21 protein-coding genes and 1 riboswitch are annotated in these 22,123 nt (G+C 50.6%); of the genes, 19 read left to right on the forward strand and 2 right to left on the reverse strand.

Features of this window, described 5'->3' with window-relative positions; translation table 11 throughout:
• The first annotated feature begins 210 nt into the window (after window positions 1-210).
• The 15 genes from CGC65_RS13300 to CGC65_RS13370 all read left to right on the forward strand — a co-directional run bounded on the left by CGC65_RS13300 (window position 211) and on the right by CGC65_RS13370 (window position 15,608).
• Window positions 211-861, forward strand: a complete 651-nt coding sequence (locus tag CGC65_RS13300; protein WP_002567371.1) for a YigZ family protein — start codon at window positions 211-213, stop codon at window positions 859-861.
• A 40-nt stretch (window positions 862-901) separates the two neighbouring features.
• A complete protein-coding gene (locus tag CGC65_RS13305; protein WP_002567372.1) occupies window positions 902-2,035 on the forward strand; it encodes an aldo/keto reductase in 1,134 nt (377 codons plus the stop codon).
• Between the two features lie 128 nt (window positions 2,036-2,163).
• Window positions 2,164-3,996, forward strand: a complete 1,833-nt coding sequence (gene typA / locus CGC65_RS13310) for a translational GTPase TypA (protein WP_002567373.1) — start codon at window positions 2,164-2,166, stop codon at window positions 3,994-3,996.
• A gap of 196 nt (window positions 3,997-4,192) precedes the next feature.
• Window positions 4,193-4,822: a single-stranded DNA-binding protein gene (locus CGC65_RS13315; RefSeq protein ID WP_002567374.1), complete on the forward strand. Its 630-nt coding sequence runs from the start codon at window positions 4,193-4,195 to the stop codon at window positions 4,820-4,822.
• A gap of 150 nt (window positions 4,823-4,972) precedes the next feature.
• Window positions 4,973-5,470 (forward strand): cob(I)yrinic acid a,c-diamide adenosyltransferase, encoded by a 498-nt coding sequence (locus CGC65_RS13320; RefSeq protein ID WP_002567375.1) that lies wholly within the window; start codon window positions 4,973-4,975, stop codon window positions 5,468-5,470.
• A 47-nt stretch (window positions 5,471-5,517) separates the two neighbouring features.
• Window positions 5,518-5,695, forward strand: a riboswitch (Lysine riboswitch).
• Between the two features lie 149 nt (window positions 5,696-5,844).
• Window positions 5,845-6,729 carry a 4-hydroxy-tetrahydrodipicolinate synthase gene (gene dapA / locus CGC65_RS13325; RefSeq protein ID WP_002567376.1) on the forward strand — a complete coding sequence of 295 codons (885 nt, stop codon included), beginning with the start codon at window positions 5,845-5,847 and terminating at the stop codon, window positions 6,727-6,729.
• A gap of 29 nt (window positions 6,730-6,758) precedes the next feature.
• Window positions 6,759-7,517, forward strand: coding sequence for a 4-hydroxy-tetrahydrodipicolinate reductase (gene dapB, locus CGC65_RS13330; protein ID WP_002567377.1), 759 nt, complete (start codon window positions 6,759-6,761; stop codon window positions 7,515-7,517).
• Between the two features lie 90 nt (window positions 7,518-7,607).
• Entirely contained in the window at window positions 7,608-7,940 is a 333-nt protein-coding gene (locus CGC65_RS13335) for a hypothetical protein (protein WP_002567378.1), read from the forward strand.
• Window positions 7,941-8,110: 170 nt separating this feature from the next.
• Window positions 8,111-8,458, forward strand: a complete 348-nt coding sequence (locus CGC65_RS13340; RefSeq protein WP_048928786.1) for a hypothetical protein — start codon at window positions 8,111-8,113, stop codon at window positions 8,456-8,458.
• Between the two features lie 160 nt (window positions 8,459-8,618).
• Window positions 8,619-9,326 (forward strand): phosphoribosylaminoimidazolesuccinocarboxamide synthase, encoded by a 708-nt coding sequence (gene purC / locus CGC65_RS13345; RefSeq protein WP_002567380.1) that lies wholly within the window; start codon window positions 8,619-8,621, stop codon window positions 9,324-9,326.
• A 164-nt stretch (window positions 9,327-9,490) separates the two neighbouring features.
• Window positions 9,491-10,939 (forward strand): amidophosphoribosyltransferase, encoded by a 1,449-nt coding sequence (purF, locus tag CGC65_RS13350; protein ID WP_002567381.1) that lies wholly within the window; start codon window positions 9,491-9,493, stop codon window positions 10,937-10,939.
• Between the two features lie 74 nt (window positions 10,940-11,013).
• Complete coding sequence (gene purB / locus CGC65_RS13355) at window positions 11,014-12,450, forward strand: adenylosuccinate lyase (protein ID WP_002567382.1); 1,437 nt, start codon at window positions 11,014-11,016, stop codon at window positions 12,448-12,450.
• Between the two features lie 69 nt (window positions 12,451-12,519).
• Complete coding sequence (locus CGC65_RS13360) at window positions 12,520-12,900, forward strand: DUF11 domain-containing protein (protein ID WP_002567383.1); 381 nt, start codon at window positions 12,520-12,522, stop codon at window positions 12,898-12,900.
• Between the two features lie 321 nt (window positions 12,901-13,221).
• Window positions 13,222-14,142, forward strand: coding sequence for a LysR family transcriptional regulator (locus CGC65_RS13365; protein ID WP_002567384.1), 921 nt, complete (start codon window positions 13,222-13,224; stop codon window positions 14,140-14,142).
• 188 nt (window positions 14,143-14,330) lie between these two features.
• Window positions 14,331-15,608: an adenylosuccinate synthase gene (locus CGC65_RS13370; RefSeq protein WP_002567385.1), complete on the forward strand. Its 1,278-nt coding sequence runs from the start codon at window positions 14,331-14,333 to the stop codon at window positions 15,606-15,608.
• Between the two features lie 95 nt (window positions 15,609-15,703).
• Here the strand turns inward: CGC65_RS13370 and CGC65_RS13375 are convergent, their stop codons facing one another.
• The gene (locus tag CGC65_RS13375) at window positions 15,704-16,156 is read right to left on the reverse strand and encodes a MarR family winged helix-turn-helix transcriptional regulator (RefSeq protein WP_002567386.1); all 453 of its coding nucleotides are present in this window, start codon (window positions 16,154-16,156) and stop codon (window positions 15,704-15,706) included.
• Between the two features lie 584 nt (window positions 16,157-16,740).
• Here CGC65_RS13375 and CGC65_RS13380 point away from each other — a divergent pair.
• The 4 genes from CGC65_RS13380 to CGC65_RS13395 all read left to right on the forward strand — a co-directional run bounded on the left by CGC65_RS13380 (window position 16,741) and on the right by CGC65_RS13395 (window position 21,669).
• Complete coding sequence (locus CGC65_RS13380) at window positions 16,741-17,916, forward strand: DUF819 family protein (RefSeq protein WP_002567387.1); 1,176 nt, start codon at window positions 16,741-16,743, stop codon at window positions 17,914-17,916.
• 107 nt (window positions 17,917-18,023) lie between these two features.
• Entirely contained in the window at window positions 18,024-19,181 is a 1,158-nt protein-coding gene (locus tag CGC65_RS13385; RefSeq protein WP_002567388.1) for a MalY/PatB family protein, read from the forward strand.
• A gap of 38 nt (window positions 19,182-19,219) precedes the next feature.
• Window positions 19,220-20,416 carry a M20 metallopeptidase family protein gene (locus tag CGC65_RS13390; protein WP_002567389.1) on the forward strand — a complete coding sequence of 399 codons (1,197 nt, stop codon included), beginning with the start codon at window positions 19,220-19,222 and terminating at the stop codon, window positions 20,414-20,416.
• Window positions 20,413-21,669: an MFS transporter gene (locus tag CGC65_RS13395; RefSeq protein WP_002567390.1), complete on the forward strand. Its 1,257-nt coding sequence runs from the start codon at window positions 20,413-20,415 to the stop codon at window positions 21,667-21,669. Before CGC65_RS13390 ends, CGC65_RS13395 begins: the two co-directional genes overlap by 4 nt.
• Window positions 21,670-21,874: 205 nt before the next feature.
• On the opposite strand, the gene CGC65_RS13400 is transcribed toward CGC65_RS13395, so the two are convergent.
• Complete coding sequence (locus CGC65_RS13400; RefSeq protein WP_002567391.1) at window positions 21,875-22,111, reverse strand: hypothetical protein; 237 nt, start codon at window positions 22,109-22,111, stop codon at window positions 21,875-21,877.
• Between the last annotated feature and the right edge of the window lie 12 nt (window positions 22,112-22,123).

The following is a 22,123-nucleotide window of genomic DNA, read 5'->3' on the forward strand; positions in this document are numbered from 1 at the left end:
GATTCTCCTTTTCGTACATAATCTGAATGAAATCCGCCCCCCTGCGGACCCTCATACCTATCCTGTAGATTATACACCAGTTTTGTAAAATTGAAAAGGTTTAAATATGCCCTTGCCATCGCCTGATATCTATATTATGATAAAAAATAGGTAAAAAATGTCGAAAGGTGGGGATGGTAACCCACAAATAACCGTAAAGGAGCCGTAAAAGTGGTAGATAGTTATAAAATTCTGTACAAGGGAGGCTCAGGAGAGCTGGTGGAGAAGAAGTCGCGCTTCATAGCGGACCTGTGCCCGGTATCCTCAGAGGAGGAGGCCCTGGATTTTATAGAGGAAATCAGAAAGAAATACTGGGATGCAAGGCACCACTGTTTTGCTTATATCATCGGGGACAGGGGGCAGACCGCCCGGTGCAGCGACGACGGGGAGCCGTCCCAGACAGCCGGAAAACCCATGATGGATGTGCTGGCAGGGGCGGAGCTCCACGATGTGTGTGCCGTTGTAACCCGGTACTTCGGAGGTACCCTGCTGGGCACAGGGGGACTGGTGCGGGCATATTCCGGGGCTGTCAAGGAAGGATTGAAAAACTGCGTTATCCTGGAGAAAAGACTGGCTGTCCGTCTGAACATCACCACGGATTACAACGGCGTGGGAAAGATTCAGTACATTGCGGCCCAGGGCGGGATCGACACCCTGGACACCCAGTATACGGATAAAGCCGTGTTCACCTTCCTGGTTCCCATGGCAGAGGAGGGAAGATTCACGGCCCAGATTATAGAAGGGACCGCAGGAAAGGCTGTTATCCGGAGAGAGGGCGAGGTATACTACGGTCTTGGCGACAGCGGCCTGGTGGTGTTTTAAGAGGAATTGTGTTTAGTAAAAAAACAGGAGGAATGTGATAATGGAGATGGAGATTAAAATGAAAAAGCTGGGATTTGGAACCATGAGGCTGCCCGTGTTAAATCAGGAGGATCCGGCGTCAGTGGACCTGGAGCAGGTCTGCAAGATGGTGGATACCTTTATGGAAAGGGGATTTACCTATTTTGACACTGCCTACATGTACCACAAATACGAGAGCGAGAGAGCGGTAAAAAAGGCCCTGGTGGATCGCTGGCCCAGAGACAGATATGTTTTGGCGGATAAGCTGCCCCTCAGCCACCTGAAAGAGGAGGCGGACATGGAGCGGTTTTTCCAGGAACAGCTTGAAAAGTGCGGTGTTTCCTATTTTGACTACTACATGCTCCACAATATGTCCAGGTCATATTATGAAACAGCTGAGCGTCTGGGGGCGTTTGCCTTTGTCCGCAGGAAAAAGGAGGAGGGAAAGGCCCGCAGAATCGGATTTTCCTTCCATGCGGATGCTGAGCTTCTGGAGGAGATTCTTTCAAAACACCCTGAGCTGGATTTTGTGCAGCTGCAGTTAAATTACATAGACTGGGACAGCCCCAATATCCAGTCCCGCCAGTGCTACGAGGTGTGCCGCAGATACGGGAAGGATGTCATTGTCATGGAGCCGGTCAAGGGCGGAACCCTGGCGGATGTGCCCCTGGAGGCCGAAAAGCTGATGGAGGCACATGCTCCCGGCATGACGCCTGCATCCTGGGCCGTCCGTTTTGCCGCCAGCCGCGAGGGCGTCATCATGGTGCTGTCAGGCATGTCTGATTACAGCCAGCTTCTGGACAACACAGCCTATATGCAGGACTTTGTTCCCCTGACCGAGGAGGAGGAAGGCATTGTGGCCAGAGCGGCAGAAATCATCCAGTCCGCCACAGCCATTGCCTGTACATCATGCCAGTACTGTGTGGAGGGATGTCCGAAGCAGATTCCCATACCAAAGTATTTCTCTCTTTACAACCAGTACAGCCTCTTTGGGGAAAAATCCAATTCCAGGGGCTACTACCAGAATTATGGGGGCAGATACGGGAAAGCCGGGGACTGCATCGGCTGCCGCAGATGTGAGGCCATATGCCCCCAGCATCTGCCCATTGTACAGCACATGAAGGAAATAGCAGAGGTGTTTGAGCCGGCCAAATAAGGCGCCGTGACAGGGAAAAACAGCGGGAATCAGCGGAAATGGTGTAAAATACCTTGCAATCTCAACACACCAATGCTATACTATAAAACCGTGGCTGTAGACGTATATAATAAGGAAGAGTAATCACTATGAAGATGAAAAGAGAAGATGTAAGAAATATCGCTATCATTGCCCATGTAGACCATGGTAAGACCACATTAGTAGACCAGCTATTGAGGCAGAGCGGCGTGTTCCGCGTAAACCAGGAGGTACAGGAGCGTGTTATGGACTCCAATGACCTGGAGCGTGAGAGAGGAATCACCATCCTGTCCAAGAACACGGCTGTATTTTATAAAGACACAAAAATTAACATCATCGACACACCAGGACACGCTGATTTCGGCGGCGAGGTGGAGCGTGTGCTCAAGATGGTGGACGGCGTTGTACTGGTAGTGGACGCCTATGAGGGCCCCATGCCCCAGACTAAGTTCGTGCTTCAGAAGGCGCTGGATCTGAACCTGTCCGTCATCGTATGCATCAACAAGATTGACAGGCCTGAGGCCAGACCGGGGGATGTCATAGACGAGACGCTGGAGCTTATGATGGACCTGGACGCAACGGATGAGCAGTTGGACTGCCCCTTTATCTACGCATCTGCCAGGGGCGGATTCGCAAAATACAAGATTGAGGATCCGGAAGCGGACATGAGTCCCCTGTTTGAAACCATTATAAACCATATCCCGGCACCGGAGGGAGATCCGGACGCGGAGACCCAGGTGCTCATAAGCACCATTGACTACAACGAGTTCGTTGGCCGTATCGGCATCGGACGTGTGGACAACGGGGGACTTAAGGTGAACCAGGAATGTGTTCTGGTAAACCATCATGAGCCGGATAAGTTTAAGAAAATCAAGATAGGAAAGCTCTATGAGTTTGACGGTCTTAAGAGAGTGGAGGTGCAGGAGGCGGGAATTGGTTCCATCGTTGCCATCTCCGGTATTGCAGACATCCATATCGGCGATACCATCTGTACCCCTAATAACCCGGAATCTATTCCGTTCCAGAAGATATCCGAACCCACCATTGCCATGTATTTTATGGTCAATGACAGCCCGCTGGCAGGCCAGGAGGGCAAATATATCACCTCCCGCCATCTGCGTGACCGCCTGTTCAGGGAGCTGAACACGGACGTGAGCCTGCGGGTGGAGGAGACAGATTCCGCGGACTGCTTCAAGGTGTCGGGCCGCGGTGAGCTTCACCTGTCGGTTCTGATTGAAAACATGCGCCGTGAGGGCTTTGAGTTTGCTGTCAGCAAGGCAGAGGTACTCTATAAGTACGATGAGAGAAACCGCAAGCTTGAGCCCATGGAGCTGGCCTATGTGGATGTGCCTGAGGAATACACAGGCGTTGTTATCCAGAAGCTGACCAGCCGTAAGGGCGCCCTTCAGGGCATGAGCCAGGCAGCCGGCGGTTATTCCAGGCTGGAATTTTCCATCCCCTCCAGAGGACTGATCGGTTACCGCGGCGACTTTATGACGGATACAAAGGGAAATGGTATCCTGAACACCATTTTTGACGGCTACTCAGAGTACAAGGGCGATCTGTTCTACCGCCAGACCGGCTCCCTCATTGCCTTTGAGGCGGGCGAGGCCATTACCTACGGCCTTTTCAATGCCCAGGAAAGAGGCACCCTGTTTATCGGACCGGGCGTCAAGGTGTATTCCGGCATGGTAGTGGGCCAGAGTCCTAAGGCAGAGGACATTGAAATCAATGTCTGCAAGACAAAGAAGCTGACCAACACCCGTTCCTCCAGCGCTGACGAGGCACTTAAGCTGACGCCGCCTAAAATCATGAGCCTGGAGCAGGCACTGGACTTCATTGATACGGATGAGCTTTTGGAGGTGACTCCGGAGAGCCTGCGCATCCGCAAAAAGATTCTGGATCCAACCCTGAGAAAAAGGGCCTCATTTAAGAATAAATAAACAAAAAACGACATTTTGTAAGCGAAATGGCGAATCCTGTCGAACGATTCTGGCGGGATTCGCCTTATTTTTTGTTCTATTATGGCATTTCCCCTCATAAACTATCAATGTGCCGTACAAAAGCAAGAGAATAAAAGGATGAAACAAGTAAAACGGCAGAATGAGAAATATTTTAGAAGCGAAGAGGAGATGTACTATGTCAGAAAAAATGATTGAAAACAACAGGGTAAGCGTTATCGGAGAAATCGTGTCGGGATTTACCTTCAGCCATGAAGTCTTCGGAGAAGGATTTTATATGGTGGATGTGGCTGTCAACAGACTCAGCGAGCAGGCGGACATCATTCCCCTGATGATATCCGAGCGCCTTATAGACGTACATAAAGACTATTCAGGCAGCACCGTGGAGTGCATAGGCCAGTTCCGCTCCTACAACCGGCATGAGGGAATCAAAAACCGGCTGATGCTGTCCATCTTTGTAAGGGAAATCCATTTTATCGAGGAATTCACGGATTACACCAAGACCAATCAGATATTCCTGGACGGTTATATCTGCAAGCCGCCAATATACAGAAAGACTCCTCTCGGACGGGAAATCGCAGATATTCTTCTGGCTGTGAACCGCCCCTACGGCAAATCCGATTACATACCCTGCATCAGCTGGGGACGCAACGCGCGTTTTGCTTCCAGCTTCGAGGTAGGCACCAGGGTAAGGGTTTGGGGCCGTGTGCAGAGCCGCGAGTACACCAAGAAGCTCAGTGAGACAGAGTGCGAGAAGCGCATTGCATATGAGGTCTCCATCAGCAAGCTGGAATGTGACGAGGCTTGAACAGAAGAAGCTTCAGACGCTGTCATCTAACGATTCCTTTTGAATATCTTTCGAAAAATGTAAGAAATATTTGCAATATTGGCTAAACTATGCTATTATGAGCAAGTCCAATTGTTCTTAAGAAAAAGCAAGTAAAGCATGAGGTGCAAGATGATGAAAGAGAGCATGATACAGGTTATCTGTGGACCGGGACGCGGTAAGACCACCAGTGCCATTGGAAGGGGATTAACCGCGCTGACCAAGGGAAAGTGTGTCTATATGGTACAGTTCCTTAAGGGCGCCCTGGATGTAGATAACATGGAAATCATACAGCGTCTGGAACCGGAATTTAAAATTTTCAGATTTGAGAAGACACCTGTTTTCTTTGACCGGCTGACGGAAGAGGAGAAGGCAGAGGCAAGAATCTGTATCCTGAACGGCCTGAATTTTGCCAGGAAGGTTCTGGTGACAGGGGAGTGTGATGTGCTTATCCTGGATGAGATTCTGGGAATCCTGGACGAGGGAGTGATATCAGGCGAGGAGCTGTGCGCCATCATAGCCCAGGCCAGGAACGCGCAGATACAGCTGATCCTCACAGGGACCATATATCCGGATTGCCTGAACGGCCATGTGGATGAGGTCACAAGGATTCAGACAAGATATGAGTGATTTCCTGTTGACAGACTGTTGGCAGGGTGATAATATAATACCAACAATCATAGAGTAGAGGTTGCGTTGATCATGAGTAGATAAGCCGGATGTGGCAGGCACAGGTGATGGCTTAGGGAAAGGGAGAAACGCCGAAGAGGAAGCGTTCCGTGTTCACGCCCCCTCTGGGCATATGGTTAAGAGCCGTATGACTGTCATCCGGGTGGATGGAGAGCTACCAAAGAACGTGGATTAGACACTGGAATCATACGTATATGGAAGGGCTGACATTTACCTCAGCCCTTTTTTGTTTCCAGGGAAAGTACGTCCGGGTTTCATTTTCTATGGGGAAAAGCACACTGTGATTGAATCAGGAAAAAAGGAGAGAATATAGTATGGCACTTTTTGAAGGAGCAGGTGTAGCACTGGTGACCCCGTTTAAGGAAAACGGTGAAGTGAATTACGAAAAACTGGAGGAGATCGTAGAAGAGCAGATTGCAGGAGGCACAGACGCCATCATTGCCTGCGGTACCACAGGCGAAGCCTCCACCATGACCCATGAAGAACATCTGGATGTGATTGAGTACATCTGCAGGGTGACAAAGAAACGGATTCCTGTGGTTGCAGGAACCGGCTCAAACTGTACGGAGACAGCTGTCTATCTCTCTGCAGAGGCAGAAAAAAGAGGGGCGGACGGGCTTCTTCTGGTGTCTCCATATTATAACAAGGCTACCCAGAAGGGACTTATGGCCCATTTTACGGCTGTTGCGGACGCTGTAAAGATTCCCGTTATCCTCTATAATATACCGGGCAGGACAGGCGTCACCATTAAGCCTGAGACCATTGCGGCCCTGTGCAGGGACGTGGATAATATTGTGGGTGTAAAGGAGGCCAGCGGCAACTTTTCAGCCATTGCCACTCTTATGAGCCTGTCTGACGGCAAGGTGGATTTGTACTCAGGCAACGATGACCAGATTGTGCCCCTTCTCTCTCTGGGAGGCAAGGGTGTTATCTCCGTGCTGTCCAATGTGGCTCCACGCCAGACCCACGACATCTGCGCTTCCTACTTTGCGGGGGATGTTAAGACCAGCGCCGCCCTTCAGTTAAAGGCCATTCCGCTGATTACAGAGCTTTTTAGCGAGGTAAACCCCATTCCTGTAAAGGCGGCTATGAACATGATGGGCAAGGGAGTGGGACCTCTGCGCATGCCTTTGACTGAGATGGAGCCCCAGAATCAGGAGAAGCTTAAGAAGGCCATGACAGCTTACGGCATCCTGTAGGGAAGATTCCGGGAAAGGACGGTATACCAATGGTAAAGATGATAATGCACGGCTGCTGCGGGGCCATGGGACATGTAATTACGGGACTGGCGGCAGAAGACGGGGAGATCCGGATTGTGGCAGGTATTGATGTACGGGAGGGAACGGATTTAGGATATCCCGTGTTCCCGTCCCTGGACCAGTGCAGTGTGGAGGCGGACGTGATTGTAGATTTTGCGTCTCCAAAGGCAGTGGACGGGCTTCTGGCTTACAGCTGCAGAGAGCAGGTTCCCGTGGTCCTCTGTACCACCGGGCTCTCCGGGGAGCAGCTTGCGGCAGTGGAAAAGGCCAGCCAGGTGACGGCAATCCTGCGTTCTGCCAACATGTCCCTGGGAGTAAACCTGCTGCTCAAACTGGTAAGTGACGCGGCCAGGATACTGGCAGGATCCGGTTTTGACATGGAAATCGTGGAAAAGCACCACAACCAGAAAGTGGACGCGCCCAGCGGCACAGCCCTGGCCCTGGCAGATTCCATGAACCAGGCCATGGACGGGCAGTATGCCTATACCTGTGACAGGAGTACCAGACGGGAAAAGAGAAATCCCAAAGAAATCGGAATTTCGTCTGTCAGAGGCGGTTCCATCGTGGGCGAGCACGACGTAATATTTGCGGGCAGGGACGAGGTGCTTACCTTAAGCCACACCGCATATTCCAAGGCTATTTTCGCCAAAGGCGCCCTGGAGGCAGCCAAATTCCTGGCCGGTAAGAAGCCGGGCATGTACTCCATGACGGACGTGGTGGATTTATAACAGATTTTTCCAGAAAAGGCAGGAAGTTCCACCATAATCCATTCTCCTAACGCACATAATATAGGTAGAAAACGAAAGGAGAATGCTATTATGAAAAAAATCAGACCTGCAATTTTTGCAATGCTGCTGCTCATCATGGTTATGTCTGTTACGGCCTGCGGAAGCAATAACTCCAATACACAGTCCTCAACAGGTGCCAGCCAGAATTCATCCTCAGCAGCCACATCCACCAGTACCTCATCCCAGGAAACAACAGGGATGGAGACATCTTCCATGGAAACGGAAGGGGACGGCATCATTGACGGACTTATGAATGACGTGGAGAAGGGCGCAAATGACGTTAAGGACGGCGTGGATGATATTACAGGCGAATCCAACACGGTCAATGAGAGCGGCACCAACAATACAACAGAGGCCAGATAGTAAATTGCTGTCAAAGCCTGAATATGGACCCTTTCTATGCCAAGGACGGCTGGAGAGGGTCCATCTGCGTAAAAACCAGGAGATGGATCTTGAAGAGCACCCTGTAAAGTATTATAATCAGTTCATGGACAGACGGGGAAGGAGATTGATTGGAGTACATAAGCAGGCGTATGCGCCGCCTGAGAAAGATGCGCCGCAGGGCAGTAAGATTCTGGCGGGAAAGCTGCCCGTCTGTCAGGCGCAGAAAGCGTCTCATTAGAGGAGTCCTGTTCCTTCTGGCTGCCGGTACCATGGCCTGGGCTAAAACCGGCCGGGGCATGATATCCTGGGTCCGGGAGCAGATACCGTATATGGAACGGATTGAGGAGAGCGGTCCGGTCAGGGCTGCGGACCAGGATGGCATGACATCAGTGAAGCGGGGATTTACCATTCGTCTGGATGAAAAGAAAATCCACATATTCCAGGTGGAGGAAGGGTATGAGGACCGTGAGACAGCCATAGATTCAGGGAGTGATTAGCGGGACAGAGGACATTCATTAGGAATTTTAATGATTGCCATGCTTGTATTCAAGGACATTGTGTATTATAATTTCTTCTGAAATGGTATTCTTTTATAGCGTCAGCTTATAAATCTATATCGCAACCATACGAATATAAGAAAAGGACAGGTGGATACCCATGGAAAAGAAAGAGATGCTCTACGAAGGAAAGGCTAAGAAGGTTTACACAACGGAGGACCCGGACGTGTTAATCGTGTCCTACAAGGATGATGCAACCGCATTCAACGGTCTTAAAAAGGGAACCATTGTTGGAAAGGGCGCCATCAACAACCGTATGACCAACTTCATTTTCAAGAAGCTGGAGGAGAAGGGGGTACCTACCCACCTGGTAGAAGAATTAAATGACAGGGAAACCGCTGTGAAGAAAGTGGAGATTGTACCTTTGGAGGTAATCATCCGCAACTACTCTGCGGGCAGCTTTGCCAAGAAAATGGGAATGGAGGAAGGCATCAAGTTCAAATGCCCGACTCTGGAATTCAGCTATAAGAACGACGACCTGGGCGACCCGTTTATCAACAGCTATTACGCGCTGGCTCTGGGACTTGCCACCCAGGAAGAGATTGACGATATCACCGAATATGCGTTTAAAGTAAACGAAGTGCTGCAGGAATATTTTGGCGGACTGAACATTGACCTGATTGATTTCAAGATAGAGTTTGGCCGCTATCACGGCAAGGTTATCCTGGCTGACGAGATTTCTCCTGATACATGCCGTCTCTGGGATAAGGATACCCATGAGAAGCTGGACAAGGACAGATTCAGAAGAGACCTGGGCAATGTAGAGGATGCATACGAAGAAGTATTCCGCAGACTGGGTATCCAGTAAACCGGACCGGAAGGTTTGACGCGGACAAATTAAGATACAACGCCTGGGCATGATTACCCAGGCGTTCCCTTCTTTGAGAAGGGAAGCTATAATCAGCACCGCGTTGTTATCAGTACAGAGCGGTATGAAACTGGCAGCCTGACACACAGAAAGGACATGACTTCATGAATCAGAACCTGATGGATTTTGATATTGGGGCGGATAAACTGCGTGAGGAGTGCGGGGTTTTCGGGATGTATGATTTTGATGGGAACGATGTGGTCCGGACCATATACTATGGGCTTTTTGCCCTGCAGCACCGGGGACAGGAAAGCTGCGGTATAGCGGTGAGCGACACAGAAGGGCCCAAGGGGAAGGCGGCGGTCCATAAGGGGATGGGCCTTTGCAACGAGGTATTTACACCGGAGGTGCTGGAAGGATTAAGGGGCAATATAGGAGTAGGCCATGTGCGGTATTCCACGGCCGGCAGCAGCACAAGGGAAAATGCACAGCCGTTGGTGCTTAATTATGTAAAAGGAATCCTGGGGCTGGCCCACAACGGCAACCTGGTCAATGCGCCTGAGCTGCGCCATGAGCTGGAGTACACAGGGGCTATTTTCCAGACTACCATTGACTCGGAGGTTATTGCCTACCACATAGCCAGGGCCAGGATTCATACCCATAATGTGGAGAGCGCGGTGGCCGCAGCCATGAAGAAGCTTAAGGGAGCCTACTCCCTGGTAATAATGAGTCCCCGCAAGCTGATTGGAGCAAGGGATCCCATGGGGTTCAAGCCCCTGTGTATCGGCAAACGGGATAATGCCTACATCCTGGCATCAGAGACATGTGCCCTGGAGACCATTGGGGCTGAATTTGTCCGGGATGTGGATCCGGGGGAAATCGTGACCATCACGAAAGACGGCATTTCCTCCGATAAGGGGATGTGCCTGTCCGACCCTTCCGGAGAAGCCAGATGTATCTTTGAGTATATTTATTTTGCCAGACCGGACAGTGTTTTTGACGGAGTCAGCGTTTATAAGGCCAGGATTCAGGCCGGCCGGTTCCTGGCAGCGGATTCACCGGTGGAGGCAGACCTGGTGGTGGGAGTGCCTGAATCCGGCAACGCGGCGGCTCTGGGCTATGCCATGGAATCCGGGATTCCATACGGAACTGCTTTTGTGAAGAATTCCTATGTGGGAAGGACTTTTATCAAGCCAAAGCAGAGCAGCAGGGAGTCTGCTGTACGCATCAAACTCAATGTGCTGAAGGAGGCGGTGAGCGGAAAGAGAGTCATTATGATAGATGATTCCATTGTCCGTGGAACCACCAGCGCTCTGATTGTGAAGATGCTGCGGGATGCGGGTGCCAGGGAGGTCCATGTGAGGATCAGTGCTCCGCCGTTTTTACACCCCTGTTATTTTGGAACGGATATTCCGTCGGAGGACCAGCTCATTGCCCATGGAAGGACTGTGGATGAAGTGAGGCAAATCATTGGGGCGGACACCCTTTCCTTTTTAAGACAGGAGCGGCTTTCCCAGATGGCATCTGAAAGGCCTGTCTGCACCGCATGTTTTACAGGGGATTACCCTATGGAGCCGCCTTCCGGGGACATCCGGGGAAGTTATGAGAAATAGGCCCGGGCATTTAAAAAAGCAATTGTATATGATATGATAGAAAACATGAAATCAATGAATACGGAGGATATGACATGAGTGACCACGACAGATACGTAAGCCCTCTTTCCGAGCGCTATGCCAGCAGGGAGATGCAGTACATCTTCTCGCCTGATATGAAGTTTTGTACCTGGAGAAAGCTCTGGATTGCGCTGGCTGAGACAGAGAAGGAGCTGGGGCTTTCCATCACGGACGAGCAGATAGAGGAACTGAAGGCCCATTCAGAGGATATCAATTATGATGTGGCTAAGGCCAGGGAGAAGGAAGTCCGCCATGATGTCATGAGCCATGTCTATGCCTACGGTGTACAGTGCCCTAAGGCAAAGGGAATCATTCATCTGGGTGCTACCTCCTGTTACGTGGGAGATAATACGGATATTATCATCATGACTGAGGCCCTGAAGCTGGTGAGGAAGAAACTGCTCAACGTGCTGGCGGAGCTGTCCGGGTTCGCTGAAAAATACAAGGATCTGCCCACACTTGCGTTCACCCACTTCCAGCCGGCCCAGCCAACCACGGTTGGTAAACGCGCCACCCTGTGGATGATGGAGCTTAAGCTGGACCTGGATGACCTGGATTACCTTATCGGCTCCATGCGCCTTCTGGGTTCCAAGGGAACCACCGGCACCCAGGCCAGCTTCCTGGAGCTTTTTGACGGAGATCATGAGAAATGCCGCCGTCTGGATGCAAGGATTGCAGAGAAGATGGGATTTGAGGGCTGCTATCCTGTATCAGGCCAGACGTATTCCCGGAAGGTGGACAGCCGTGTTATAAGTGTCCTGGCAGGGATTGCCCAGAGCGCCCACAAGTTTTCCAATGACATCCGTCTTCTCCAGCACCTGAAGGAAGTGGAGGAGCCCTTTGAGAAGAAGCAAATCGGTTCATCCGCCATGGCATATAAGAGGAATCCCATGCGCAGCGAGCGCATTGCCTCCCTGGCCAACTATGTGATGAGCGATATGATGAATCCCATGCTGGTGGCGTCCACCCAGTGGTTTGAGAGAACCCTGGACGACTCAGCCAACAAGAGACTTTCCGTACCGGAAGGTTTTCTGGCAGTGGACGGTATCCTGGACCTGTACCTGAACGTGGTGGACGGCCTGGTGGTATATCCCAAGGTCATTGAAAAGCACCTGATGGCGGAGCTTCCCTTTATGGCCACAGAGAATATTATGATGGACGCGGTAAAGGCAGGAGGCGACCGTCAGGAACTCCATGAGCGGATTCGCGAGCTGTCCATGGAGGCGGGAAGAAATGTGAAGGAAAAGGGCCTGGATAACAACCTCCTGGAGCTGATAGCAGCTGACCCTGCCTTCAATCTTTCCCTGGATGAACTGAAAAAGACCATGGATCCGTCCCGTTATGTGGGCCGTTCACCAAAGCAGGTGGAGGAATTTCTGGAAGAGGTTATTAAGCCGCTTCTTGAGGAGAATGAGGGAGAGCTTGGGTTGACAGCGCAGATTAATGTCTGATATATTAGGAACACTCTGTTCCCGCTTACATATGATGTATTAAAATCATAATAAGCGGGGTGAGGAAACGTGGCTCTAATAAATAAGCTTGATAATACTGCCAGCGTAACATATGGCGGTAATCCTATCAACAGCAATACTGTTTCAACGGTTTTGCTTCTCGCGCCAACGCTGCTTAAAGCGGTAGACAAGCTTACCGCCAGTATTGGCGATACCTTAACTTATACGGTTACAGTGACAAATGTGGGACTGAACGCTTTGACAAACTTGCCGTTCACGGATACAATTCCGGCGGGCGCCACCTTTGTGGCAGGTTCATTTACTGTGAATGGCGCTGCCGCCACACCAACGGTTACCAGTAATACGCTGACATACACTATTCCCAATATAGCATCCCTTGGAACAGCCAGTATCCAGTTTCAAGTTAAGGTTGTGGGAGGTACCACCTGATAGTTATCAGATACTTTATTATATTGATTTGGATGATTTTCTCTGCGCATATCACCGGCCTGTTATGTTCCTGGTCTGCCTTTTCGGGTACGGGAGCAGATGTTTCGTAAAATGGTCCGGCCGTGATGTATTCAGTGATTGGGTATACGTAAGTTCATATAGTATGTTTGACTGCTCTCCATAGATACTGCATCTGTGGGGAGCAAATTTGTTTTAGGGGTTGCCGGCGCTGTTTCAGATTCACATTTCTTCTGTTTTGTGCTATGATATCCATAATAATTAATTCTGAATATATTATCTTTCGATAAGGAGTACTTATGGATGAATGTGAACTTTGAATACTATAAAGTATTTTACCATGTGTGCGCCCACGGCAGTCTTACAGCTGCCGCCCAGGAGCTGTGTATCTCCCAGCCGGCTGTAAGCCAGGCTGTGCGGCAGTTGGAAAAGGAAGCCGGGACAAAGCTGTTCTTCCGCACTTCCAAAGGTGTGCAGCTGACCCGGGAAGGGGAGCTTCTATACCACTATGTAAAGCCTGGAGTGGAGGAGCTGCTGGAAGGCGGGAAGATGCTGGAGCGGATGCTGAATATGGATGTGGGGGAAGTGCGGATTGGAGCCAGCGATATGACGCTGCAGTTTTATCTTCTTCCTTATCTGGAACAGTTCCACCGGGAATATCCCAAGATTAAGGTGAATGTTACCAATGCGCCCACCCCGGAAACCATCAAAAGCCTGGAAGAGGGCAGAATTGATTTTGGAGTCGTGACCTCCCCCTTTACCAGCAGAGGGACTGTCAGACAGTTTCAGGTCAAGGCCATACGCAATGTTTTCATAGCGGGCAGCAGCTTCCGGGAATTGGAAGGGCGCAAGCTGGAGTACAAGGAGCTGGAAGCCTTTCCGTGTATAGCGCTGGAAAAGAACACAAGCACCAGAACCTTTATGGACGCCTTTCTGGCACAGCAGGGAACACTGCTTAAGCCGGAATTTGAGCTGGCCATCAGCGATATGATTGTGCAGTTTGCCAGGCGCAACATGGGGATCGGGTGCGTCATGGAGGGATTTGCGGAGGATGCCATAATGAGAGGCGAGGTATTCCGGCTCAAATTCAAACAAGAGATGCCTCTCCGGCACATGTGCGTGGTAACGGGAGAGTCCAGCCTGATTTCCGTGCCGGGGCGCAGGCTGTTAGATATGATGGCCTGCGATCAGGCGGCGGCTGAGCAGCCGGCCGGCGGCAGATAATAGAAAATGAGCCTTCTTCAGAAAAAGGACATAAGCAATACTTATGGAAAACATAATAAATAACGTCTTTACTTATGGTATAGGTTGTAGTAAATTAGGTAAGGATAAGATACACAGGAATGCGTGTCCATCCTTTCATGAACTGCAAATGAGCATTGAACGGGAGATACCCGAAGGAGGATTTTAGTATGGTTAGAGCAATTGTAGGTGCTAACTGGGGTGACGAAGGAAAGGGTAAGATTACGGATATGCTTGCCAAGGAGTCTGACATTATCATCCGTTTCCAGGGCGGAAGTAATGCAGGCCATACCATTATCAATGATTACGGCAAGTTTGCCCTTCACCTTCTTCCATCCGGCGTGTTTTACCAGCATACCACCAGCATCATCGGCAATGGTGTGGCTCTCAATATTCCTTATCTGGTTCAGGAAATTGAGTCGCTGGTGGAGCGGGGCGTGCCAAAGCCCAGGATTCTGGTTTCGGACAGGGCCCAGATTCTCATGCCGTACCATGTGCTGTTTGACACCTACGAGGAAGCGCGTCTGGCCGGAAAGTCCTTTGGTTCCACCAAATCAGGTATCGCTCCCTTTTATTCGGATAAATATGCCAAAATTGGTTTCCAGGTCAGCGAGCTCTTTGACCAGGAGCTGCTGAGGGAAAAGGCATACAGGGTATGCGAACTGAAAAATGTAATTCTGGAGCATCTGTACCATAAACCTCTTCTGGATCCTGAAGAAATCATAAAGGAGCTCCTGAGTTACCGGGATATGGTTGAGCCGTATGTATGTGATACCTCCGCTTATCTCCATGAGGCCATTAAGGAGGGAAAGAAAATTCTGTTAGAGGGCCAGCTGGGCTCCCTTAAGGACCCGGACCACGGCATCTACCCCATGGTAACATCCTCCTCCACACTGGCTGCCTATGGAGCCATCGGCGCAGGCATTCCTCCTTATGAGATTAAGGATATTACCACTGTGGTTAAGGCATATTCCAGTGCGGTTGGCGCAGGAGCCTTTGTCAGTGAGATATTTGGAGACGAGGCAGATGAGCTTAGAAACCGGGGAGGCGACGGCGGAGAGTACGGCGCCACCACAGGAAGGCCCAGACGCGTGGGCTGGTTTGACGCAGTGGCTACCAGGTACGGCTGCCGGATTCAGGGCACCACGGAAGTGGCTTTTACTGTACTGGATGTGCTGGGGTATTTGGATGAGATACCGGTATGCGTAGGATATGAGATTGACGGACAGGTTACCAGGGAATTCCCTACCACGGCTAAGCTTGAGAAGGCCAAACCGGTTCTTACCAGACTGCCGGGCTGGAAGTGTGATATCCGCGGCATCAGGAAGTACGGGGATCTTCCGGAGAACTGCCGTAAATACATTGAGTTTGTGGAGAAGGAAATCGAGGCTCCCATCTCAATGGTGTCCAACGGACCGGGAAGAGACGACATCATTATGCGTAAATAGAATAAGGAAATATAGAAAACAGGACCCTTAGGCAGCAGCTGATGGGTCCTGTTTTGAAATTCTGTCAATGGCCTCATGATTCTGTCAACATCCCCCTACATGGGAGGATTCTCGGTCAGAAGCTGGTGGAGAAAGGCGTTGATGACGGCCAGTTCTTCTTTTGTATACCCTGAGAGCAGGGACTCCACGGTGTCAGACCAGTTCTGGTCCAGTTTCTTGTGGAATTCATAGGCCTTCATGCCCTCGCCGCTGAGGCTCAGGACGATTTCTCTCTGGTTCATGCTGGAACGGTGCTTTTCCAGCAGGCCCAGCTTTACAAGGCGCGCCACCTGAAGGGATACGGTGGAGATGTTGGAGTCAGTGGACTGGGCGATGAGCTTCAGATTGCACTTGGGATTGTCACCAATCAGGTTTATGATGGACATTTGGTCCACGCGAAGCATCTTATCGGTACCGTAGCTGCGGAAGTCCTTGCCGTACTCATACATCTGACGGTTATATTTCATGATTAATGATATGGTTTCCTGGATTTGATTCTTTTTTTCCATAATTCCCCCGGTTATTTAATGATAAAACTGTACTCCTATTAGTATAAGGAAAAACAGGAAAGATTTCAACCTAATTTCGACACATATTCATGGCACCTGGAATGGCACCCCTCCTACATGGGTTACGGTTCTGTTTTAACGCTTATCCCAAACCTGGGGGTATGGAGAACCGGATGTAAATAGAGTATTTGAACAAATAGCATCTTTATAATCATAATTAACATATCTCCAGGCCGGCACAAAACTGCCGGCTTTTCCTTTTTGGCATAACTTAATTCTCATTATATTATCTCATTATATGAATGGATCATTTCCCGCATCAATGAACGCATCTGTCTGGTTCAGGTCCGGCACGGGTCTGATGCGACAGCCTGCATAACAAATATATATAATATGACGGAATCAAGGAAACAAATATCCGCGAGTTGATATAAATTTGCATAAAAATATGTTGAAATATGGCGAAAAATATAGTATACTTCTTATTGTAAATAGTTTAAAGGTTAAACAGTTTTAATATTAAAATATAATCAAGGGGAAAGCTGTTTGACCGTACATCATTATGAATCACAGGAGGGAAGTATATGTTAGTAACATCAGGATTAAGTTTTGTAGCAGCATTATTGGCCATTAATGCATTTGTGTTCTGGATTGTAAAGAAGTACCCCTTAAAGATTTATAAGTTCCTGCCGCCGGTCATTATTGTATTCCTGATCGTTGTGTGCTGCAATACCTTTGGTGTATGGTCTTTCAGCAATAAGGCCGTCAGCTCCATGAGGAGCAATATCCTGGAATACATGGTTCCCTTCATGGTATTCTGTATCGCGGTGCAGTGTGATTTCAAGAAGATGGTAAAGATAGGTCCCAAGCTGCTGGCCGTATTCCTGTGCACCACCCTGAGTATCTGCATTGGCATGGTGGTGGTATATAAGTGCTTTGCCGGTCCTCTGGGACTGCAGCAGATTCCCCAGTCCTTCGGCACATGGACCGCCAGCTTTACGGGAGGCATTGAAAACCTGTACGCGGTTGCCGGGGCAGTGGGGCTGAGCGATGAGAACCTGGCCAATGTACTGCTGCTGATTAACCTGATATTCCGTCCCTGGATGACCATATTGATTGTCATGGTTCCCTTTGCCGCCAGGTTTAATAAGTGGACAGGCGGAAAACCCGAGGAAATAGATGTGATTGCCTCAAGGCTTGATGAGACAAAGAGGGAAAAGCAGATTCCTACTTCTCTGGATCTGTTCATGATTATGGGTGTGGGCCTTGTGATTGTGGCGTTCGGCTTCCATATGGGCGACTTTTTAGGAGCGCTGATACCCGCAGTGCCCGCCCAGGTATGGCTGTATCTTATGGTGACAGCCATCGGCGTCATCATCGGCACCACCACGGAATTCGGCTATATAAACGGTCTGGAGCTGATAGGAGGAACGCTGGCTATCTTTGCCCTTTCCGTATCATCCTCCAATGTGGACTTAAGGAGCTTTGCCAATGCAGGCGTATTCTTCCTGTCCGGCGTGACTGTGCTTCTGATACATGTAATCATCATGTTCCTGGTGGCAAAGCTTATGAAGGTAGATTTGTGTACACTGGGAATTGCAAGCATCGCCAATATCGGCGGCGTGTCGTCGGCACCGGTGGTTGCGGCTGCTTATGGTAAATCCTATCAGTCTATCTCCGTTATCATGGCAGCTATCGGCTCCATGATTGGAACCTTTGTGGGCCTGGGCATGTGTAACCTGCTGCTTATGATGGGGTAGACAAGAGAGGGGGCCTGAGGGTATGATAGATACCATCAGGCGGGACGCATCCTGCGGGTATGCGTCCCAATAAATGATAAGTAACTAAGAAAGGTTGGTAAGGAAACATGTATGATTTCGACAGGACATTTGACAGACATAATACGGAGGTAATTAAGTGGGACCGGCTGGAAAAAGATTTTGGCCGGAAGGATCTGATTCCCTTTGGAATCGCGGACATGGACTTTGAGACACTGCCGGAGATCACCCGGGCCATGACGGAGAGGGCAAAGCATCCGACCTATGGGTATACGTTCCCGTCGGAGGGGTACTACGAGAGCTTTATTGAATGGAACAGAACGCGCAATCACTTTGACATAAAGAGGGAGGAGCTGATTACTATTCCAGGCGTTGTCTGCGCATGTTCCTTCATCATCTATGCACTGACGGAAAAAGGGGACAAGGTGATGGTAAACACGCCTGTTTACGACCCGTTTTTTAAGGTGATTGAGCAGCAGGAGAGGACCCTGGTGACCTCATCCCTGAAGCTTGAACATGGACGGTATGAAATGGATTTTGAGGACATGGAGGAGAAATTCAAGGAGGGGGTTAAGCTCTTCATCCTTTGCAGCCCCCATAACCCGGTGGGCCGTGTGTGGACCATGGAGGAGCTGACCAGACTCAATGATTTGTGCAGCCGCTACCATGTTCTGGTATTTTCGGACGAGATCCACTCGGATCTGGTTTTTCCGGGACACAAGCATATTCCTTACCAGACAGTGAACCAGGATGCGGCGGGGCGCAGCGTCACTGCCATGGCTCCCAGCAAAACCTTTAATATTGCCGGTCTTAAGTCCTCTGTCCTGATTATCAAGAATCCGGAACTGTATAGCAGGGTGAACAAGGTGGTCACCGCGTTTCATGTGGGAGTGGATCTGTTCGGACTTAAGGCCTTTGAGGTGGCCTACCGCCATGGGGCAGCCTATGTGGATGAGCTGAATCAGTACTTATATGAAAATGCGCAGTTTGTGGCAGAGTATGTGGCGGAGAACCTGCCTGCGGCAAAGACATATGTCCAGGATGGAACCTATCTTATGTGGCTGGGTTTTACGGCACTGGGATTAAGCCAGAAGGAACTCATGGAAAAGGTGGTAGGGGCAGGTGTGGCGCCCAATGACGGTTCCCACTATGGAATAGAAGGAAATGGATTCCTTCGTATCAATATCGGTACACAGAGAGCCATGCTTAAGGAAGGCCTTGAACGGCTGAAAACCATATTTGGCTGATGATGTGTGAGCGGATCTGAGAAAGGAAGTGTGACAGGATGCAGGGGTTACTGAATGAGGTGCAGGAATACAGGGACAGGATGGTGGAGTGGAGAAGGAATATACATTCCTGTCCTGAAACCGGATTTCATCTGCCAAAGACATCGGCCATGGTGGCGGGAGTGCTGGAGAAGCTGGGATTTCAGGTGCACACCGGATTTGCAGAAAGCGCTGTCCTGGGAATCCTGGAAACAGGCAGGCCGGGAAATACCATAGCGGTCAGGGCGGATATGGATGCCCTGGGGATGCAGGATGAGAAGGATGTGCCTTACCGCTCTGCCAGGGATGGGGTATGCCATGCCTGCGGCCACGACGTACATACAGCCCTTTTGCTGGGGCTGGCATCCTATCTTTCAGAGCACAGGGACCAGATTCCCGGCGGATGCGTCAAACTGATTTTCCAGCCTGCCGAGGAAGGTCCTGCGCCTGGCGGGGCAAAGCTCATCGTGGATTCAGGGGTGTTGGACGGCGTGGACGCCATATTCGGAGCCCACTGCCAGCCTCAATATCCGGCAGGTGTGATGGGATGCAGGTACGGAAGCTTTTTTGCCAGCGGTGATTTTTTCGAGGTAAAGCTTAAGGGAACCGGGTGCCATGCGGCTTCGCCCCATAAGGGGAAGGACCTGATATCCATTGCCATGGAGATGATTCAGGCCATACAGAATATAGGTTCCAGGGAAATACCGCCCATGAAGACAGCCGTTATCTCGGTATGCTCTATAAACGCCGGGGTACTGTCCACTAAAAATGTCCTTCCCTCAGAGCTGACCTTTGGAGGAACCTACCGGGCCCACGACGGTCAGGTGAGGGACTATATAGCAGGCAGGCTGGAGCAGATTGTAAGAGACTTAAGCCGGATGAACGAAATCACCTGTGAATTTGAGGATTCCTTTGCGTTTCCCTCCTTTGCCAATGACAGAGATATCACGGATACCATTTACCAATCCGCGGCAGAGGTATTGGGACAGGACAAGGTGATGAAGCGTCCGGAGCCTGAGATGGGATCAGAGGATTTTGCCTGGTATACCAGGAAATACAAAGGCGCCTTTTTCTTCTTCGGAGTGAAGAATGAGGAGAAAGGACTGACTGCCAGTCTGCATAATCCCAGATTTGATATTGATGAGGATGCCATGGTTCCGGCTTTGGCTGTCTATATTAACACACTGTACCATCTTCTGGAAAGGCAGGATGTATGAGCGCGAAAGACAATGCAGCAGTAGAAATGACAGAAGTGAAAAAAACAGAATCAGAAATGAAAAACAGGTCCATGGTGCTGTGGGCAATCCTGAGCCTTTCCATGGCCAATGCCCTGGTAGGAACTGGCATATCGCCTGCCCTGGGTGTCATACGCCAGAGTTTTCCGGATGCGCCCGGAGTGCTGGTGCAGATGATAGTGTCCCTGCCGTCCCTGATGGTAATTGCCGTGGCCATTCCCTTTGCATGGCTCAGCAGACGCTATTCTGTCCGGAAGCTCTGCGCTGCGGGACTGGTCCTGTTTCTGGCCGGCGGCCTTATGGGCGGTCTGGCTTCCGGAATTTATACCCTGGTCCTGACCAGAATCCTGATTGGAGCCGGATATGGGCTGATGATGCCCCTGTCAGTGGGGCTGCTGTCCTATTTCTTCACCAGGGAGGAACAGCACCGCTTAAATGGCGGCATTGTCATCTGGTCCAGTGTCTCATCCATCATATGCATGGTGCTGGCCGGGTACCTGGCTGCCATATCCTGGCGGGCGGTGTTTCTGGTGTATCTGTTTGGAATACCATGTCTGTGGCTGTGCCTTAAGCATATTCCTGATGTGACGGTCACCGGCGCCGGGGGAGCAGCGGGAGATGACAGGGCGCGCCGGGCCAGGGGGAATCTTGGCGTCATCAGGAAAACATGGGTCTATGGGGCCGGAACCTTTGTGGTGTTTGTAGGTTATTTTGCCATACTGAACAACTGTTCCTCCATCATTCTGTCGGAGGGCCTGATCAGCGGGGAAAAGGTGGGGATCATCATGTCCTTCCAGACTGTAAGCTCCCTGGTGACAGGGCTTTACATAGGAAAGCTTAAGAAACTCCTGGGAAGGTATATGGGCACCTTCATATGGCTGTGCTCCATTGGGGGACTGCTGTCCCTGTACGCGAAGAACAGTCTGGCATTGACCATGCTGGGACTGGTTCTGTTTGGAATTGCCCTTGCCTCGGCAGTGGGAACCTTTAACGCGGAGGCGTGTATTGCCTGTGAGAGGGATGAGTCCCTGGCGGCAGGCTCTGTCATCATGTTCATGAGAAGCCTGGGACAGTTTTCCTCACCCCTGGTACTGGGATTTATGGCCCGGACTGCGGGAGCTTCGGATATACGCTTCCCATATGAGGGCGCGGCCCTGCTGTCTGTTGTCATGATGGGGGTGTTCTGGGTAAACGGGCTGGTGAGAAGCAGCCTGAAAAAACAGGCGGCCTGCTGAAACCAAAATTTAGCCCGGAGTCCAGCACGGGATTCGGCCCGGGGTTCAGCCCGGATTTCAGCCCAGGGTTCAGCCCGGATTTCAGCCCAGGGTTCAGCCCGGAGTTCTGCCATGATATAAAAAGCTCCCTCCATGAGAGACAGAGAAACGTGTCTTTCATAAGGGAGCTTGTTTTGTAGTTATACAGTGAACCGGGTTCCCGCTGTCACAGCTCATCCCCTGCATCCCCGTCCTCATCCATGCCTTCCGGGGGATCGGATGGTTTCAGCACCCTGGTCATAAGACCCATGGCGTACATTACGATGGGAATGAACACCAGGGAGAAGATAACCGCCATGAGATAATTCTTCGGCGCGCCCATGACAGCCAGCACAATGGCCAGAATAAACAGTCCTGCCAGCAGGACGGCCCCCAAGAGGGCAAATATACGTTTCAGTTTCATTGAACAGCTCCT

It is taken from the genome of Enterocloster bolteae (assembly GCF_002234575.2).
GTDB classification, from domain to species: Bacteria; Bacillota; Clostridia; order Lachnospirales; family Lachnospiraceae; genus Enterocloster; species Enterocloster bolteae.

What these genes read in the sequence shown, in the direction of transcription:
- CGC65_RS13305 (WP_002567372.1), top strand. Translation starts at nt 902, where the DNA reads ATGGAGATGGAGATTAAAATGAAAAAGCTGGGATTTGGAACCATGAGG.
- typA (WP_002567373.1), top strand. Translation starts at nt 2,164, where the DNA reads ATGAAGATGAAAAGAGAAGATGTAAGAAATATCGCTATCATTGCCCAT.
- CGC65_RS13315 (WP_002567374.1), top strand. Translation starts at nt 4,193, where the DNA reads ATGTCAGAAAAAATGATTGAAAACAACAGGGTAAGCGTTATCGGAGAA.
- CGC65_RS13320 (WP_002567375.1), top strand. Translation starts at nt 4,973, where the DNA reads ATGATGAAAGAGAGCATGATACAGGTTATCTGTGGACCGGGACGCGGT.
- dapA (WP_002567376.1), top strand. Translation starts at nt 5,845, where the DNA reads ATGGCACTTTTTGAAGGAGCAGGTGTAGCACTGGTGACCCCGTTTAAG.
- dapB (WP_002567377.1), top strand. Translation starts at nt 6,759, where the DNA reads ATGGTAAAGATGATAATGCACGGCTGCTGCGGGGCCATGGGACATGTA.
- CGC65_RS13335 (WP_002567378.1), top strand. Translation starts at nt 7,608, where the DNA reads ATGAAAAAAATCAGACCTGCAATTTTTGCAATGCTGCTGCTCATCATG.
- CGC65_RS13340 (WP_048928786.1), top strand. Translation starts at nt 8,111, where the DNA reads ATGCGCCGCCTGAGAAAGATGCGCCGCAGGGCAGTAAGATTCTGGCGG.
- purC (WP_002567380.1), top strand. Translation starts at nt 8,619, where the DNA reads ATGGAAAAGAAAGAGATGCTCTACGAAGGAAAGGCTAAGAAGGTTTAC.
- purF (WP_002567381.1), top strand. Translation starts at nt 9,491, where the DNA reads ATGAATCAGAACCTGATGGATTTTGATATTGGGGCGGATAAACTGCGT.
- purB (WP_002567382.1), top strand. Translation starts at nt 11,014, where the DNA reads ATGAGTGACCACGACAGATACGTAAGCCCTCTTTCCGAGCGCTATGCC.
- CGC65_RS13365 (WP_002567384.1), top strand. Translation starts at nt 13,222, where the DNA reads ATGAATGTGAACTTTGAATACTATAAAGTATTTTACCATGTGTGCGCC.
- CGC65_RS13370 (WP_002567385.1), top strand. Translation starts at nt 14,331, where the DNA reads ATGGTTAGAGCAATTGTAGGTGCTAACTGGGGTGACGAAGGAAAGGGT.
- CGC65_RS13375 (WP_002567386.1), bottom strand. Translation starts at nt 16,156, where the DNA reads ATGGAAAAAAAGAATCAAATCCAGGAAACCATATCATTAATCATGAAA.
- CGC65_RS13380 (WP_002567387.1), top strand. Translation starts at nt 16,741, where the DNA reads ATGTTAGTAACATCAGGATTAAGTTTTGTAGCAGCATTATTGGCCATT.
- CGC65_RS13385 (WP_002567388.1), top strand. Translation starts at nt 18,024, where the DNA reads ATGTATGATTTCGACAGGACATTTGACAGACATAATACGGAGGTAATT.
- CGC65_RS13390 (WP_002567389.1), top strand. Translation starts at nt 19,220, where the DNA reads ATGCAGGGGTTACTGAATGAGGTGCAGGAATACAGGGACAGGATGGTG.
- CGC65_RS13395 (WP_002567390.1), top strand. Translation starts at nt 20,413, where the DNA reads ATGAGCGCGAAAGACAATGCAGCAGTAGAAATGACAGAAGTGAAAAAA.
- CGC65_RS13400 (WP_002567391.1), bottom strand. Translation starts at nt 22,111, where the DNA reads ATGAAACTGAAACGTATATTTGCCCTCTTGGGGGCCGTCCTGCTGGCA.